The sequence below is a fragment of the Bifidobacterium saimiriisciurei genome (genome assembly GCF_010667655.1).
Classification (GTDB): domain Bacteria; phylum Actinomycetota; class Actinomycetes; order Actinomycetales; family Bifidobacteriaceae; genus Galliscardovia; species Galliscardovia saimiriisciurei.
Window position 1 is genome coordinate 25,140 of sequence record NZ_WHZU01000014.1, and the last position, 17,256, is coordinate 42,395.

The window sequence follows — 17,256 nt, forward strand, 5'->3', positions numbered from 1 at the left end:
GCCGAACGGGGGATTTTCGCTAGTTCTCCTTCTTGGCGGCCGGCGACTTGGCGGCGGACGACTTCGAGGACGGCTTGGCGGCGGATTCCGCGGAGGCCTCGGAGGACGATGCGACCGCGGGCTGCGGCACCTGGGCGGCGTTCTTCGTCCCCTCGGTGATGTCGAGCTCCTCCTCGTCCTTGAGCTGCTGCTCCTCGGCGTCCTCCGGCATCGTCATGAACGCGGTGTCGCGCAGATAGCCCTTGCCGGCCGTGATGTCGTACTGGATGAGCTTGTAGTCGGCGAGCAGGCGCTGCGTCTCCTTGTCGGCCTTCGTTACGTCGAAGCGGTTGCCGTTCTTGTCGAGGAACAGCGCCTGGCCCTCGGGGATGCGCGACCAGCTCTGGATCTTGTTCACCACCGGCGGCTCCATGGCCGGCACCTTGTCGTGCAATTCGGTGAGGAACGCCAGATACGGGCTCACCTTCGCGTTCATGTGCTCGGAGGCCTGCGCCATGAAGTAGTTCGGCGACGTGATCTCGCTGGAGCTCGACGGCAGCTTCGTGCCGCGCGACTCCGAGGCCTTGTTCGACCAGATGAAGTAGTCGGTCTCGTGCAGCGCCACCGAATTGTCGGCGTCGGCGGAGGCCGAGGCGTAGATGCCGGGCAGGTGGTCGCCGTAGAAGATCACCGTGATGGGCTTGTTGATGTTGTTGAGCTGGTCGAGGAAGCTCTTCGTGGCCTGGTCGGTGTATTCCACGCCCTTCGCATACGTCTGGATCTGCGTGGTCTCGTCGAGGCCCAGCGGCTGGCTCGCGTCCTTGCTGGAAGCCTTGAACTCGTTGTTGAGGTACCAGTTGTCGTAGTTCATGTGGTTCTGCATCGTCAGCACCGAAAGGAACTGGCTCTTGTCGGTGTCGATCTTCTCCAGCAGGCTCTGGAACGCCGCGGAGTCCTTGACGTACGGCGAGTTGTCGATACGGTCCTGATGGGCGATGACGTCGGGCTCGTTGAGCGTCCAGAAGTGCGCGAATCCGAACTTCTTGTAGTTCTCCCGGCGCGAGTACATCGACGACTCGTACGGGTGGAACGCCTGCGAGTCCTTGCCGCCGTTCCATATCTGGTTGAACGCGGGCGTCCAGTCGAGCTTCGAGATGAGCTGCTGGTACGGCGAGGTGAGCGAGGCGTCGAAGTTCGCCATCGACAGGCCGGTCATGGCCATGAACTCCATGTTGGCCGTGCCGCCGCCGTACCCGGCCGACAGCATCCGGCCCGACGTGGTCTGCGACTTGATATGCCGGATGTTCGGCATCGGGTCCTTGTTCAGCGTCAGGCCGGGCACTCGCGTCGGATCGGAGAACGATTCCGAAAGCACCATGATCACCGTGCTGTCGGTGAGGTTGGAGGCGCGGTCCTTGTTGATCTCGCGGGCCTCCTTGGCGTAGCGCCGCGCGATCTTCTTCATCGTGGCCTTGGAATAGTTCGCCGGCTCGTCCATGACCTTCGGATTGACGAATCTGGCGAAGCCCATGAGCGTGCCGTTCGCCTGCGCGTCCTCGACGGAATCCCACAGCTTCGGCGAATCGCCGAACGACTGCGCGAAATTGTAGGACCATGCGCTCGTGGTGCCGAGGCCCGCCGTGAACAATCCGAGGAACAGGGCCGGCAGCACGAACAGCAGCAGTCTCGCGGTGATGGTGAGATTGCGGTTCTCGAACCGGATGAAGCTGCGACGGCCGTCGCGATGCTTCAGCGAATAGCAGATGACGAGCATCGCAAGGAAGAATATGGCCGCCGACATGAATATTCGCGAGGCGCCGGTCGGTATGAACTCCGCCATGTTGCCGGTGTCGCTTTTGAGGAAGCTCAGGTCCGATGGCTTGACGGTCTCGTAGCGCGCGCCCACCTTGAACCGTTCGACGACCGCGCAGAATCCGACGATCGACAGGAACACGGGCGTCGCCACCCAGAACCGGTTGATGAGCACGAGTATGAGCAGATATATAAGACCGAGCAGCATGAGGTTCAGCAGGAACTGGAACTGGTGACCGGTCCACATCTTCGAGATGAAGCCGCCGAAGCCTCGCAGCGGCTCGACGGTCCATACGCTCCATTGCAGCAGTCCGACGGCGACGATGTCGACCGCAAGGAACGCGATGAGGTACGCCCACCACGGGAACGGACGGTGCTGCGCGGTGCCGGCGTTGAGCGGCAGTCCGATGCCCGAACGGTCGACGTCGTCGGAATCGATGACGGCGCCGTCGGCCGCGCCGTCGATGACGTCATCGACGGTCACGCCGGCCGTCGCCGCGGCGGCGCCTTCGCCGCCGATCGGCGACGACGAATCATCGGTCACGTTCTTGCGTTCCTCGGTCACGCGCAGCACTCCTTCGCATCGTGATGGCAAACAGGCGTCATCGACGGGGTCGAACCGCCCTGCGGGTAAACTTGCGGCAAACGGCCGGCAAATCAACCTCACTGTAGTCCGCACACGCGGCGGCGTGAAGCAATATAGTGGAAAAACCTGAGAATATACACCTTTGACTTGTGGATTCCCTGCACAAACGCCGTGTTTTCGTACGGAAAGTATGAACGTTTCCCCACCGGCCGAACGATTTCAAAGCTTGCGGGAGTAGCCTGAGGGGCATGGCTTCTCAGACTCGTCGATCCATCAGATCAGCTAGCGGACGATCGGTGTCGTCATCGGCACCGGCCTCGTTCCCGGCCTCGGGCCCCGCGTCGCAGACGACCGCGGTCAAACCGTCGCGGCGCAACCGGTCGCACAAGCCGCCGAAGAAGAACAAGAAGAAGCATCGCATTCTCAAGTGGATTCTCGGCTTCATCGCACTGTGCCTCGCGGCCGGCATCGGCCTGTTCGCCTACCTCTACATCACCACGGAGGTGCCGAACCCGGAGAACATCGCGCTGGCCGAGAAAACCACCGTCTACTACAACGACGGCAAAAGCGAGATCGGCAGCTTCGCCGAGCAGAACCGCGAGATCATCGACTGCTCCGTGCTGCCGGATTATGTGGGCAACGCCATCGTGGCCTCGGAGAACCGCACGTTCTGGTCCGACAGCGGCATCGACCTCAAGGGCATCGGCCGCGCGCTCGTGAACAACGTGACCAAGGGCACGAGGCAGGGCGGCTCGACGATCACCCAGCAGTACGCGGAACGCTATTACCTCGGCGAGACCACGACGTACAAGGGCAAGATCAAGGAGGCGTTCCTCGCCCTGAAGATCGCGCAGACGCAGGACAAGGACACCGTGCTGTGCAACTACATGAACACCATCTACCTCGGCCGTAACGCCTACGGCATCCAGGCCGCGGCGAAGTCGTACTTCAACAAGGACGCGAAGGACCTGACGCTTTCCGAGGCGGCGATGCTGGCCGGCATCATCCCCTCGCCGAACAACTGGGATCCGGCCGTCAGCAAGGCCTCGGCCCAGAAGCGCTTCAACCGCGTGCTCAACATCATGCGCGAGGACGGCTACATCTCGGCCAAGGACAAGAGCTCGGCCAAGCTGCCCGACACCGTCAAGCAGAAGACCGACAACATCTACCAGGGCACCAAGGGCTATCTGCTCATGATGGTGCGCAACGAGCTCGTGAACTCGAAGGCGTTCACCACGACCGACATCGACACCGGCGGATACAAGATCATCACCACGATCGACAAGTCCAAGCAGGACCTGATGTACAAGACCGCCACGCCCACCGACACCTCGAAGGGCATCCCCGACGGCGTGCAGGTCGGCGGCATCTCGGTGAACCCGAAGACCGGCGCCATCATCTCGATATACGGCGGCGAGGACTACCTCAAGCACCAGCTCAACAACGCCACGCAGGCGACGTATGAGATCGGCTCGACCATGAAGCCGTTCGTGCTGCTCTCCACGGTGCAGAAGGGCGTGAGCCTCAACACCGTGTTCAACGGCAACTCGCCGCGCTCGTTCCCCGGCATCACCACGCCGATGACCAACTCGGGCGGCGTGAGCTACGGCTACATCAACCTGTACCAGGCGACGGCCAACTCGGTGAACACCGTGTACATGGACCTGGCGCAGCATCTCGGCTCGCAGACCATCATCGACACGGCGCACACGGCCGGCATCAAGGGCACGATCGCGAACGACGCCTACACGGCGCTGGGCAACTCCGGCCTGAGCGTGCTCGACGTGTCGCGCGGCTTCGCCACCATCGCCAACGGCGGCAAGAAGCCGACCGTGCACATCGTGGGCAAGGTGACCAACTCGCAGAACAAGGACCTCTACACCGGCCCGACGTCGAGCGAGCGCGTGTTCGACGCGAACGACGTGGCGCTGGTGACGAAGGCCATGGAAGGCGTGATCCAGTACGGCACCGGCTCCGAGGCAAGCTCCATCGGCAAGACCATGGCCGGCAAGTCCGGCACGGCAAACGACGCGAAGGCCGTGAGCTTCGTGGGCTTCACGCCCTCGACGCTGACCATCTTCGCCATGTGGAACCCCGGCAAGGACGGCTCCGCGCAGGAGATGCCGACGTTCAGCGGATACCAGTACGGCATGGGCTTCCCGGCGCATCTGTTCACGCTGTATATGTCGCAGGCGCTTGAGGGCGTGGAGGACGAGCAGTTCCCCGAGGCCACCGACGACGGCACCGTGGGAGGCACGGACGGCACCTGGGGCACCGGCGGCGGCTCGTCGTACTCCGGCGGATCGAGCTCCGGCAACAGCTACCAGAACGAGGAGAACCAGTCGGGCAGCGATTCCGAAAACAGCTCCGGCACCGAAAGCGGCAACGGTTCGAGCTCCACGCCGTCTCCTTCGCAAAGCGAGAGCACACAGACGCAGGAGCAGCAGAGCCAGGAGCAGAACCAGCAACAGCAGGAGCAGCAACAGGAGCAGAACCAACAGCAACAACAGCAGAACCAGCAGCAACAAGGCCAGCAAAGCCAGCAGCAGAGCAACTCCCAGTAGCGCTCACAACGGGTTCACATGGGTCTGTGGGTCTGCCGCATGCATGAGGAGCCGGTTTTCGGCGTCCTCATGCATGCGGCAGACCCACAACTTTATTGATGAACGGTTTGCCCCACGGTTTCATACGGCGTGCAGACCCGCAAAACCGGCGGCGGACTGACGGACCTGGGCCCACAAAACCATCGGCCGGTCTACATGCCGACTTTCATATGACATATGAAAAGAGAGAGGGTCGGACCATCCTCCAGGGAATGGTCCGGCCCTCTCTCTTATCGGTCATACGCCGACTCCCCATCGACCTGCCCAATCCATCGAGCCTATGGGCTCAACGGCGACAGCGCACGGGGATGGCCACTCAGCCGACGGTCCGTCGGCTCAGCGCTCGGAACGGTTGATGGCGGAGATGATGGCCTTCAGCGAGCTCGTCGTGATGGACGAATCGATGCCGACGCCCCAGATCACCTGGGATTCGGGCGCGTCACCGACCTCGCACTCCACGTAGGAGGCGGCCATGGCGTCGGTGCCGGCGGTCATGGCGTGCTCCACGTAGTCCATGACCGACACGTTGATGCCCAGCGCGCCGATGGCGTTGAGGAACGCGGCGATCGGGCCGTTGCCCACACCGGAAAGCTGGCGCTCGACCGGCTCGGCGTTCTTATCGGCGCCACGGTCGAGGATCGTGGCCTTGAGCACGGTGTCGGAACCGTCCTCGCCGGAGGAGACGGAGACCTTGAGGAGCTTAAGACGGCCCCACTGCTTCAGCGTCTCGTCGGTGGTGTCGCCCACGACGTGGCCGGCGGCGGTCTTGCCGCCGGACTCGACCGGAAGGTACTCGTCCTTGAAGAGGCGCCAGATGTCCTCGTCCTTGACTTCCTTCTTCGTGTCGTCGGCGTACTTCTGCACGATCTTGTCGAACTCCACCTGCAGGCGCTTCGGCAGGTCGAGGTTGTGGTTCGTCTTGAGCAGGTATGCCATGCCGCCCTTGCCGGACTGCGAGTTCACGCGGATGATGGCCTCGTACGAACGGCCGATGTCCTTCGGGTCGATGGGCAGGTACGGCACCAGCCACACGAAGTTCTTCAGATCGGCGCCGGCGCGGTCGGCGGCCATCTGACGGGCCTCGAGACCCTTCTTGATGGCGTCCTGGTGCGAGCCGGAGAACGCGGTGAACACGAAGTTGCCCGCGTACGGATGACGCTCGGAGATCTTGATCTGGTTGCAGTACTCGACCGTCTTGCGAATCTCCGGCACGTTGGAGAAGTCGATCTGCGGGTCCACGCCCTGCGTGAGCAGGTTCAGGCCCAGCGTGACGAGGTCGACGTTGCCGGTGCGCTCGCCGTTGCCCAGCAGGCAGCCCTCGACGCGGTCGGCGCCGGCGAGCACGCCCAGCTCGGTGGCGGCCACGCCCATGCCCTCGTCGTTGTGCGGGTGGAGGGAGAGCACGATGGCGTCGCGGTTCTTCAGGTGGGTGGAGACGTACTCCACCTCGTCGGCGAACACGTTCGGCGTGGTCATCTCGACCGTGGCCGGCAGGTTGATGATCATCGGGTGCTCGGGCGTCGGCTTGATGACGTCGATGACGGCGTTGCACACCTCGACGGCGTACTCCGGCTCGGTGCCGGTGAACGATTCCGGCGAGTACTCGTAGTAGAGGTCGATGCCCTCGGCCTCGCCCTCGAGATCCTTGCACAGTTCGGCGGCGTCGGTGGCGAGCTTCTTGATCTCCGCGCGGTTCTTGCGGAACACGACCTCGCGCTGCAGCACGGAGACGGAGTTGTAGAAGTGCACGATGGCGCGCTTGGCGCCCTTGAGCGCCTCGTAGGTGCGGCGGATCAGGTGCTCGCGGCACTGGGTGAGCACCACGATGGTCACATCGTCGGGGATGAGCTCACGCTCGATGAGCATGCGGATGAAGTCGAAGTCGGTCTCCGAGGCGGACGGGAAGCCGACCTCGATCTCCTTGTAGCCCATGGAGACGAGGAGGTTCCAGAAGCGCAGCTTGCGCTCGGAGTCCATCGGGTTGACGAGCGCCTGGTTGCCGTCGCGAAGGTCGACGGAGCACCAGCGCGGCGCGCGCTTGAAGGTCTTGTTCGGCCAGGTGCGCTCGGGGAAGCTGAACGGCACCTGGAGTTCGTAGGACGCGTACTTGTTGTACGGCATCTTGCTCGGCTTCTGCGGGGAGCCGATGAATCGTGCGGGAGGCAGCAGCGGGTCGTTGTTCCCTCCGTTGGATGCCGCCGCAGCAGCCGCAAGATCGAATACCGAATCGACATCAGGGTTATGATCCTGGCCCATAACTTCCTCCTTTTCCGTGTAATGCAGCGCCGGTTGCGCTGTAGTCCCATGTTCGGCGGGTCGCATGACGCGCCGCATGACGCATGCGTGCATGCGCGCGTTTGGCGACCGCCAACTTTCCCAGTCTACAAGCCGGCGACAACAGAAACACCGAACGGAGGGAAACCACCGCGTCCGCCGGCCATGCCCGGCCTCGTCCGACCGCCGGCCGACGCCGGCGAAGACGACGGCCGATCACACGATGCGTCGGTGCGCCGCCCAACGGGCGAGCTCGCCGCGATTGGACAGCTGGAGTTTGCGCAGCACCTTGGAGACGTGGGTCTCGACCGTCTTGATAGAGATGAACAGTTCGGCGGCGACCTCCTTATAGGAGTAGCCGCGGGCGATGAGCCGCATGACCTCCTGCTCGCGCGGGCTGAGCACATCGATGTCGATGTCGTCGTCCATATCGCCGTCGAGGTCGGGGACGGCTCCCGGCATTGCGGCGGCCGAAGCCGCAGACGCCGGCGAAGCCGTCGTCGGGCCGGTCGACGACGGCTGTGCCGGACCGAGCGCATTGAGCACGAATCCCGCCAGTTTCGGGCTGAACACGGCGTATCCTTCGGCCACCTGACGAATGGATGCGATGAGGTCCTCGGCGGTGATGGTCTTGGTCACGTAGCCGCGGGCGCCGGCGCGGATCACGGCACCGACGTCGACCGGCGCGTCGGAGACCGACAGCGCCAGATACAGCGTGCGCGGGGCATAGGGCACGCTGCGCAGGATGATCTCCGAACCGCCGCCGCCCTCGCCGCCGGGCACATGCACGTCGAGCAGCACGACGTCCGGCTTGGTTTCGGCGATCATTCGCACCGAGCCTTCGACGTCGCCGGCCTGACCGACGATCTCCAGATCGTCGGCGGCCGCGGTGATCGCCGAAATCACGCCGGCGCGGAACAGGTCGTGGTCGTCGACCACGCCGATGCGTATCCTTCGGGCACGGCCGTTTGCGGCTTCTCCGGTCATATTCGCTCCTTTTCCCTTCTCCAGTATGGCATCGCAGATGCGTGATTCAGCCCTTCATCGGCTGGGAAAGACGTACCTCGGTGCCCCAGCCGGGACGGGAGACGATCTCCGCGGTGCCGCCGGCCCGCTTCATCCTGCCGAGAATCGACTCCTTGACGCCAAGATGACCGGCGGGCAGATGGCCCACGTCGAATCCCTCGCCGTGGTCGCGCACGAACAGCTGCACCCTGCCGCCGCCGACCTCCATATATACGGAGATCGGCGCGGCGCCGTGCTTGGCCGCGTTGGTCATGGCCTCGGATGCGGCGTAGAGCAGCGATTCCAGTTCCGGCGTATACGTGCACTCTCCCACGACGACCACGTCGATGGGTTTCTCCTGAGCGTCCTCCACGCCGGCGGCGACGCGTTTGACCACGCGGGAGAACGGCTCCGGCGACGACGACGGCCCGGGAACCGGGATGCCGGCGATGGGCGCGCCCGAAGGCGGACGCATCCGCCGCAATGCGTCCGTGGAAACACTGACTGCCGTTTCGCCGCCGTCGTTGCCATTGCCGCGGCTGCGGCTGTGGCCGACGCCGACCGACGAGGCCACCGCCTCCGGATCGCCGTACAGCCATTCGCGCAAATCGCGCTCCTGCGCGCGGGCAAGCGCCGCCACCTTCGCCGAATCGCCGGACTGCATCTGGATCAGCGCCAATGTCTGCAATACGGAGTCGTGCAGTCGGGAGGCGATGTCGGCGCGCAGCTCCTCACGGGCGGTTCTCGCCCGCTGCATGCCCAGATCGGAGACCAGACTGATCCACCACGGCGCGACGATCACACCCAACGCGGCGATCATCACCAGCCCGGCGACCGCGCCCTGAAACAGCGGAATCAGACGGATGACGGTGCTGAACATCACCAGTACGCCGATGATCGCGGCCGCCATGCCGGCCACCATGACGACGATGGTAAGACGACTGGTATGCGTTTCGGGATGCAGACGATCGTCCATGACAAAGCTCATCTGGGTCCAGCCGACCGTCACGCCGATGAACACCAGGGCCAGGCCGACCACCACGCGCACGGGCAGCCCGGCGACGACGCCCAATACCGCCAGGCCGACCGACAATACGCCGACCAACGCGGTGATGATGCCCACGGTCGCCGGCCGCACGTTGCGCTGCGACTCCTGCATACGGCTCGCCGCGTCGACAAGCGAACTCAGCGTGGTGCGGCGCAGCGGCGAATCATAGGAGGAGGCGGGGCCGGGGCCGCCGGTATCGCGCCGACGCGCCGAGTCATCCGCATCATGCGACCGCAGGTTGCCGTCGTCCATATCCCCGCTCCTTTTCACCCACGACGTCGCTCTTTCCCATGTCTTCCCGACATATTCCCGACGACTTCCCGACGGGAAGGGCCGTCGCGCCGTCGGGAATGCGACCACGGGAAGCGACAGACGTCTGTTTCGTCCCCAACTCTAACAATCCCGGCGCCTCCGAACGTTCGATTTTCGGGGTTCCCACCCACGAATCAGGGAACGTTCAGGGTGTTCCCCCATAGCGGCCGGCACGATTCCGCGATGAAATGGAACCAACATGGAATGAGACCGACATCGGCGAGCGCATCGCCAAGACCATCGCCAATGTCAACGTCAACGTCACGTCAACGAGAGTCAACCCAAGAGATCGGATGTGAGAGCAATGACCTCCCCACAGCAGAACAACCAGAGTCCTTTCGGCGGGCAGACCCCGCCGCCGTATCAGTCGCCGCAGCCGCAGCCCCGGCAGCCGGGCGTGGGGCAGTCCGGTCCCCAGCCGTCAGGCCCCGGGCCGGCCATGCCGAACAAGATGCCGAACCAGCCGTTGGGCAGCCGGTTCTTCAACTGGATTCGCACGCTCGGGCTCAACCGCAGCACCAACCGCTGGCTCGGCGGCGTCTCGGGCGCGATCGCCAACCGTCTCGGCTGGGACCCCATCATCATCCGCATCATCTGGTTCGCGTTCTTCTGCGCGGCCGGATTCGGAGCGCTGCTCTATGGCGTGATGTGGCTGCTGCTCCCCGACGAGCGCGACGGCGCGATCCTCGCCGAGGAGGCCGTCGTGCACGCCAGCTTCCCGTCGTCGTTCTGGATCGCCATCGTCATGATCATCATCGGATGCCCCGGCAGCGTGTTCGTGGTGCCGTTCGTCTCCATTCCCGTGTTCGTGGTGCTCATCATCGTGGCTGCGGTGATGGCCAACCGCAATGCGAATGCGAGGGGCGACGCTCCCGTAACCGGCAACGGCGGATTCGGCGGCACCGGCCCTGTCATGCCACCGTCCGGCCCTCAGCCGGCGGCCGGCGCGACCATGCCGAACGCCGGCACGATGCCGCAGCAGCCCGGTCCGGCGGCCGCCGGCACCACGCCTCGCTTCCAGACCGTTCCTCCGACGGCCCCCGTCGCCGCGCCGATGCCGCCGGTCGTGTACCGCCGCAAGCCGGCCGGTCCGGTCGTGGTCGGCATAACCTCCGGCCTGCTCATCCTCTCGCTGGCCGCCCTGCTGTGGTTCCTGTTCTTCGGCGGCTTCGCCGACATGCCGTCGCCGGTGATGATGATATGCCTGTGGATCCTCGGCGCAACGTTCGTGCTCGGCATCATCACCATCATCGTCGGATTCACCGGGCGCAAGTCGGGCGGTCTGATTCCCATCACCATCCTCGCGCTGATCTGCTCGCTCGGCGCATACGCGGCGATGCCGACGTACACGGCCGTGGCGAACCATATCAGCGGGCAGTATGGCGAGTCGGCGATCCGCACGACCGTGAACTACACGTCGTCGGACTTCTACCAGCTGCGCAGCCATGGGCTGCAGGCGGTGTCGTCTGACGTGACCGTCGATCTGTCGGATTGGCGCACCGTCTACCCCGATTCGTCGGACTGCCCGACCGGGGACTTCCCCATCGACGCGATGTCGAGCACGGTGCATGTGATCGTGCCGAACGGCTGCTGGGCCCGTTCGAACATGAACCTGATGTTCGGCACCGCAAGCACATACGACGTATCGGGCGCGTCGGACGTCAGCAACAATCTGGTGCTGGTCGGCGACGCCGCATTCTCCAGCGTCAGCGTCACCAATTCGAAATCGGACTCGTCCGGCTCCTACACCGACCCGTACGGCTACTGACCCTACGGCCGGCCATGCGAACGCCCGTCTCCCATGACCTTTCCTGATTCCTCCCGCATATCCACTTTCATGACCATTTCTCAATCGAACATCAAACAGACGAACCATCGAGCAGAATCGAGACCATCATGACCACGAAGGGCTTTCCCCACGGGTTTTCCAATGAACCGACCATGATCATCGCGCAGTCCGACGGCGGCGCGGCCCCCGCCGATGGCGCGGCCGCATCCGCCGGCGACGCGACGACGCAGACGTTCCCCGCCACGGCCGAACGCCAGACCGCGTCGGAGGCCCCGACGCAGGCGCTTGACGTCGGCCGCATCCGCTCGCAGACCGCGGAAACGGAGACGCTGCCGGCGGTCGGGGACGTTGCCGACGACACGGAACGCATCGACGACGAGGCGCTTGATGCGACGACGAATCTTGACGCTACGACTGACTTCGACGCGACGCAGCCGATCGCAACGGCCGACGCGACGCAGCCGGCATCAGAACCGACATCGATCATCGATACGACAGTCAACGAACGCATCGGACTGACGACGCCGCTGGAGGCGCAGCTCGCCAGCGTGGCCGAATCCCCGGTCGAAGCCGACGTCCCGGCCACGGCGCACGAGCGAACCGAGGAGGCGGCAGGCGATGACGGCATCCCCACACAGCCGATGATCGGCAAGCCGGCGGTGAATCTCGCCGGTACGGAGCCGGCCGGCACTGCCGCCGGCCCGCAGGCGGCGTGGCGGCAGCAGGCGGCCGCGGCGCAGGGATACGCGGACGAGGCGCAACGCCACGGATACCCCGGTTCGGGAGAGACGGCGCAGGCCACGGCCGGCCCGCAGTACGGCAATTATCCGGGCTGGAACCAGTACACCGGCAATCCGAGCGCGCCCTATACGCCCCGTGTGGAATACAAAAAGGGCCCGAGTGCGGGAACCATCGTATGGGGCACGCTGCTGGCGCTGTTCGCGTTCGGCGGGCTGGCCAGCACGTGGCTGTTCGGCTTCGCGATGTCGCCGACCGTATGGACGCTGCTCGCCATCGCCGCGCTGGTGGTGATCGGCCTGGCGCTGGTCATCGGCGGTGTGGTCTCGGCCGTCCGCCGCAGGAAGACGGCGGACGCCGCATCGGCGACCGCCGGCGGCGGCAGTGCATCGTCGCGCCAGGCGTAGGCGGCGCCGCTGTGATTCGGTTCGTGCATAGGCCAAGGCCGCGCACGAACCGCGATATATGAACGTATCCGCCGATTTGTGAGCAAGTATTGTATTCACGAATCGGCGGATACGTTCATATTGCGTGGTTCGTGAATTCGTCAGCCCCTCACGAATCGATGATTGCTTCCCCATCCCATGATTCGTGAATCGATATCGCCATCATGATTCATGAATTGCCAGTGTATCTATCGATTCGTGAGCATCATGCCGATTCACGAATCGATACATATGCCGATATCAACTGATTCGTGGATGCCATATTGATTGAGGAATCGTCAAATGCATCGATATCCGTCGATTCGTGTGCACGAGGATGATTCATGAATTGGCGGATGCCATGGAATCGGTCACTGGTAATGGAACAGGGAGACGCCGAGGCGGGCCATGCAGAACGCGTTGCCCAGCCACGTGTGCTTGCTCGTCGGCCATACGGAGCCGAGGCGCGGCGCGTTCTGGCTCAGCCAGATGCTGGGCACGCGGCCGTCGTTGCTGCGCGAACCGAGCAGATTGAAACCGTTCTTGTGCACCAGCCAGTCGGGATGCTGGGTGGCGATGGCGAGCCCCTCCTCAAGCGTGAGCGGCAGACGGCCGTCGGATTCGACGAGTTTGCGCGCGATGTCGGGCTCGCGGTTCGTGTATTTGGTGCCGGTATGCGGGTCCACGACGATGTAGAACGGGCCCTCCGGCGGCTCGAAGCCGTCCTGCGGCATGAAGCTGGCGATATCGCGCGGCGGCATGGTGGTGAAACCGGCCATGCGGTTGATGCTGGTTCGCGCAATCAGCGATTCCGGCGAAACCAGCTCGCGCGTGGGCACCAGCAGGATGTTGGAACCGAGGTCGCTTTTCGACAGCGCGTTGATGATCGGCGTGGCCAGCGAACGGAACGCCGCCGCCGTCATATCGGCCACATCGGGGTAGCCGAGGGCCACGATGCGATCAAGCTGCTTTTGCGCTTCGACAGATGCTTCAGACATGTCTACCAGTATCCCCAGCGATAGTGACATATGGGGAAAATTTTGGCTCCCCCACCATTCGCAGGGGAGCCAAAACGATCACAACTGATCTGCACAGCGCTGGTTCGATGGCCTCGCGCTCGATGGATCGCGCTCGCATCACCTACGTACAGTCCACTGGACTGTACGCTTAACGGTTCAGCAGATCAGAGCTGATCTGCACAGCGCTGACTATTCGCAGATCAGAGCTGATCTGCGAAGTGCTTCTTCGCGACGACCTCGGCGAGCTCGATGGCGTTGAGGGCGGCGCCCTTGCGCAGGTTGTCGTTGGTGATGAACATCGACAGGCCCTTCTTGCCGTCGACGGCCTGGTCCTGACGGATGCGGCCGACGAAGCTCGGGTCCTTGCCTGCGGCGAGCTGCGGGGTGGGGATGTCGTCGAGTACGACGCCCGGGGCCTTGGCGAGCACCTCGCGGGCTTCGTCCGGGGTGACGTCCTTCTCGAACTCGGCGTTGATGCTCATGCCGTGGGAGGTGAACACGCCGATGCGCACGCAGGTGCAGCTGGCCTTGAGATCGGGCAGGTGCAGGATCTTGCGGCTTTCGTTGCGCAGCTTCTGCTCCTCGTCGGTCTCCTCGCTGCCGTCGTCCACGATGGAGCCGATGAACGGCACGGCGTTGAAGGCGATGGTGCGCACGACCTTGGTCGGTTCGGGGAAGTCGATGGCGGAACCGTCGAACACGAGCTTGTCGGCACCCTGCTCGATGGCGGCCTTGGCCTCGTTCATGAGCTGCAGCACGCCGGCGCGACCCGCACCGGAGACGGCCTGGTAGGAGCTGACGATCAGTCGCTTGAGACCGAACGCGTCGGAAAGGGCCTTCATGGCCGGCATGCAGGCCATGGTGGTGCAGTTCGGGTTGGCGATGATGCGGTCCGGAACGTCGTCCAGATCCTCGGGGTTGACCTCGGCGACGACCAGCGGCACGTTGTCGTGCATACGCCACTGGGAGGAGTTGTCGATCACGTAGGCGCCGGCCTCGGCGAACTTCGGGGCCCACACCTTGGAGGTGCCGCCGCCTGCGGAGAAGATGGCGATGTCGATGCCGGAGAGATTGGCCTTGGCGACGTCCTCCACCACGATGTCGTGGCCGCGCCAGTTGAGCACGGTGCCGGCGGAGTGGGCGGACGCCATGAAGCGCAGGTCCTTCACGGGGAAGTCGCGCTCGTCGAGGATGCGACGCATCACCATACCGACCTGGCCGGTGGCGCCGAGCACCGCTACGTTTACACCTTTGTCATTGATCTGAACCATGGTTCGTTCCCTTCTGCCCTGCTGGTTCCTAAACGATTCCTATGCGGCGTATCGCTGCTTCAGCGGCCGGTGCCGCCGTACACCACGGCCTCCACCTGATCGGAGTCGAGGTTGAACTTGGTGTGGATGGCGCGCACGGCGTCCTCGAGGTCCTCGAGCGGCACCATGGCGGAGATGCGGATTTCGGAGGTGGAGATCATCAGCACGTTGATGTTCTTCTCGCTCAGCGCGCGGAAGAACGTAGCGGCGATGCCCGAGTGGGTCTTCATGCCGACGCCCACGAGCGCGACCTTGCCGACCTCCTTGTTGATGTCGACGGACTCGTACTTGAGCTCCTCGCGCTTGTCGGCCAGCACCTGCTCGATCTGGCGAAGCTGGGCCTCGGACGCGGTGAAGGAGATGTCGGCGGTGCCGGTGGACGCGGCGGCCTGCACGATCATATCGACGTTCACGCCGGCCTCGGCCAGGCTGGTGAACACGGAGGCGCTCACGCCGGGGACATCGGGGATGCGACGCAGCGTGACCTGCACCTCGCTCTTGTCGTGCGCGATGCCGGAGACGACCGGGTCTTCGGGGCCGAGGTCGGGGAACAGGTCGCCCATGGACTGGTTATCGTTGGTCATGATTACTACTTTCGCGATGTTGTACGGATTGGTTGCTTGTTGATGCTCTTGCTGATGTCCTGAATGCTTGCCGAGGTCCGGCGAGGAACGGCCTAATTCAGGTTCGGGATGCTGCGCGGATCGGCGCCCTCGGGCAGGACCAGCGTGCCGGGGCGGTGCGAGAACGAGCTGCGCACGTGCAGCGGCATCTTGAAACGCTCCGCGTATTCGACGCAGCGCAGGGCCAGCACCTTGGAGCCGCAGGCGGCCATCTCGAGGATCGCCTCGTAGGAGATCGCGGGGATGCGTCGGGCGGTCGGCACAATACGGGGATCGGCGGTGAACACGCCGTCGACGTCGGTGTAGATCTCGCACACGTCGGCACCCAGCGCCACGGCCAGCGCCACTGCGGAGGTGTCGGAGCCGCCACGGCCGAGCGTGGTGGGATCGCCCTTGGTGTTGATGCCCTGGAAGCCGGCGACGATGGCCACATCGCCCTGTTCGAGCACTTCGGCCACACGCTTCGGCTTCACGGAGCGGATATGCGCGGCGCCGTAGCGGGCGTCGGTGAGGAAGCCGGCCTGCTGGCCGGTGAACGAGTGGGCGCGCACACCCTGCGCGTGAATGGCCATGGCCAGCAGACTCATGGAGATGCGCTCGCCGGCGGTCATGAGCATGTCCATCTCGCGCTCCGGCGGCTTGGAGTCGATGTCGAGGGCCTGGTCGATCAGATCGTCGGTGGTGTCGCCCATGGCCGAGACCACCACGGCCACGTCGTTGCCCTTCTTCTTGGTATCGATGATGCGCTTGGCCACACGCTTGATCGAGTCGGTGTCGGCTACCGACGAGCCGCCATACTTCTGAACGATAAGTGCCACTTCAGTCCCATCTCGTGATTACTGCGCATATTGACGTTTGCCATGCGCACAAGTAAGTCAATACTGTACGCAAACGGCAAGATTATAGGGCTCTCGAAGATTACGGCGCGAACACCGCTCCACAATGTGAGCGCGGCCCATCCACGGGTCGGAGCACCGGCCGATGTCAATCGATTGACCACGCCACGGAACAGCCGCTCGCACGGCTTCCGTACGGGCCTACGCCCGGGTCACGCCTCGCGGCGGCCGACGAGCGCACGGCCGAGCGTGACCTCGTCGGCGTATTCGAGGTCGGCGCCGACGGGCAGGCCGCTCGCCAGCCGTGTGACCTTGACCTCGAGCGGACCGAGCAGCCGGGAGATGTAGGTGGTGGTGGCCTCGCCCTCGATGTTGGGGTTGAGGGCCATGATGACCTCGCTCACCTCGCCGGAGCCGAGGCGTTCCAGCAGCTGGGGGATGCGCAGGTCGGCCGGCCCGACGTTGGCCATGGGGTTGATGGCGCCGCCGAGCACATGGTAGAGGCCGCGGAATTCGCGGGTGCGCTCGATGCTCATCACGTCCTTGGGCTCCTGGACCACGCAGATGACAGTGCGGTCGCGACGTGGGTCGACGCAGATCGGGCACGGGCTCGTCTCGCACACGTTGCCGCAGATCTCGCAGAACCTCACCTTGGCCTTGACCTCCTGAATGGCGTCGGCGAGCGCCTGGGCCTCCTGATCGTCGGCGCCCAGCAGGTAGAAGGCGATGCGCTGCGCGCCCTTCGGCCCGATGCCGGGAAGTTTGGCGAACGCATCGATGAGATTCTGGATCGCGCCATCGTAGGCCAGTGCCATGCATCGCTCCTTATACGGTCATGCGGCTATACGGCTTTGCCGTCCTGTTCGGGTATTTCGGGCATCCGGCCGGCGTGCGGCC

At 64.3% G+C, this 17,256-nt stretch carries 12 protein-coding genes; 3 read left to right on the plus strand and 9 right to left on the minus strand.

The window, feature by feature from the left end:
* Positions 1 to 19 precede the first annotated feature (19 nt).
* Entirely contained in the window at positions 20 to 2,356 is a 2,337-nt protein-coding gene (locus GFD18_RS08560) for an LTA synthase family protein (RefSeq protein ID WP_318644529.1), read from the minus strand.
* A gap of 269 nt (positions 2,357 to 2,625) precedes the next feature.
* Between GFD18_RS08560 and GFD18_RS08565 the strand changes: the two genes are divergently transcribed.
* Positions 2,626 to 4,941: a transglycosylase domain-containing protein gene (locus GFD18_RS08565; protein ID WP_163200570.1), complete on the plus strand. Its 2,316-nt coding sequence runs from the start codon at positions 2,626 to 2,628 to the stop codon at positions 4,939 to 4,941.
* Positions 4,942 to 5,316: 375 nt separating this feature from the next.
* Here GFD18_RS08565 and leuA read toward each other — a convergent pair whose 3' ends face one another.
* The 3 genes from leuA to GFD18_RS11345 all read right to left on the minus strand — a co-directional run bounded on the left by leuA (position 5,317) and on the right by GFD18_RS11345 (position 9,559).
* A complete protein-coding gene (gene leuA / locus GFD18_RS08570) occupies positions 5,317 to 7,236 on the minus strand; it encodes a 2-isopropylmalate synthase (RefSeq protein WP_163200569.1) in 1,920 nt (639 codons plus the stop codon).
* Positions 7,237 to 7,470: 234 nt separating this feature from the next.
* On the minus strand, positions 7,471 to 8,241 hold the full coding sequence (locus GFD18_RS08575) for a LuxR C-terminal-related transcriptional regulator (protein ID WP_163200568.1): 771 nt from the start codon (positions 8,239 to 8,241) through the stop codon (positions 7,471 to 7,473).
* A 46-nt stretch (positions 8,242 to 8,287) separates the two neighbouring features.
* The gene (locus tag GFD18_RS11345; RefSeq protein WP_163200567.1) at positions 8,288 to 9,559 is read right to left on the minus strand and encodes an ATP-binding protein; all 1,272 of its coding nucleotides are present in this window, start codon (positions 9,557 to 9,559) and stop codon (positions 8,288 to 8,290) included.
* Positions 9,560 to 9,923: 364 nt separating this feature from the next.
* Between GFD18_RS11345 and GFD18_RS08585 the strand changes: the two genes are divergently transcribed.
* Positions 9,924 to 11,387, plus strand: coding sequence for a PspC domain-containing protein (locus GFD18_RS08585; protein WP_163200566.1), 1,464 nt, complete (start codon positions 9,924 to 9,926; stop codon positions 11,385 to 11,387).
* A gap of 173 nt (positions 11,388 to 11,560) precedes the next feature.
* A complete protein-coding gene (locus GFD18_RS08590) occupies positions 11,561 to 12,553 on the plus strand; it encodes a hypothetical protein (RefSeq protein WP_163200565.1) in 993 nt (330 codons plus the stop codon).
* A gap of 389 nt (positions 12,554 to 12,942) precedes the next feature.
* Here the strand turns inward: GFD18_RS08590 and GFD18_RS08595 are convergent, their stop codons facing one another.
* From GFD18_RS08595 to recR, 5 genes are all read right to left on the minus strand, one after another.
* On the minus strand, positions 12,943 to 13,569 hold the full coding sequence (locus GFD18_RS08595) for a DUF5701 family protein (protein WP_163200564.1): 627 nt from the start codon (positions 13,567 to 13,569) through the stop codon (positions 12,943 to 12,945).
* Between the two features lie 221 nt (positions 13,570 to 13,790).
* On the minus strand, positions 13,791 to 14,861 hold the full coding sequence (locus GFD18_RS08600; protein WP_100511628.1) for an aspartate-semialdehyde dehydrogenase: 1,071 nt from the start codon (positions 14,859 to 14,861) through the stop codon (positions 13,791 to 13,793).
* Positions 14,862 to 14,920: 59 nt separating this feature from the next.
* Entirely contained in the window at positions 14,921 to 15,484 is a 564-nt protein-coding gene (locus GFD18_RS08605; RefSeq protein ID WP_100511629.1) for an ACT domain-containing protein, read from the minus strand.
* Positions 15,485 to 15,576: 92 nt separating this feature from the next.
* The gene (locus GFD18_RS08610; RefSeq protein ID WP_100511630.1) at positions 15,577 to 16,341 is read right to left on the minus strand and encodes an aspartate kinase; all 765 of its coding nucleotides are present in this window, start codon (positions 16,339 to 16,341) and stop codon (positions 15,577 to 15,579) included.
* Positions 16,342 to 16,571: 230 nt separating this feature from the next.
* Entirely contained in the window at positions 16,572 to 17,174 is a 603-nt protein-coding gene (recR, locus tag GFD18_RS08615) for a recombination mediator RecR (protein WP_100511631.1), read from the minus strand.
* Positions 17,175 to 17,256: the final 82 nt, after the last annotated feature.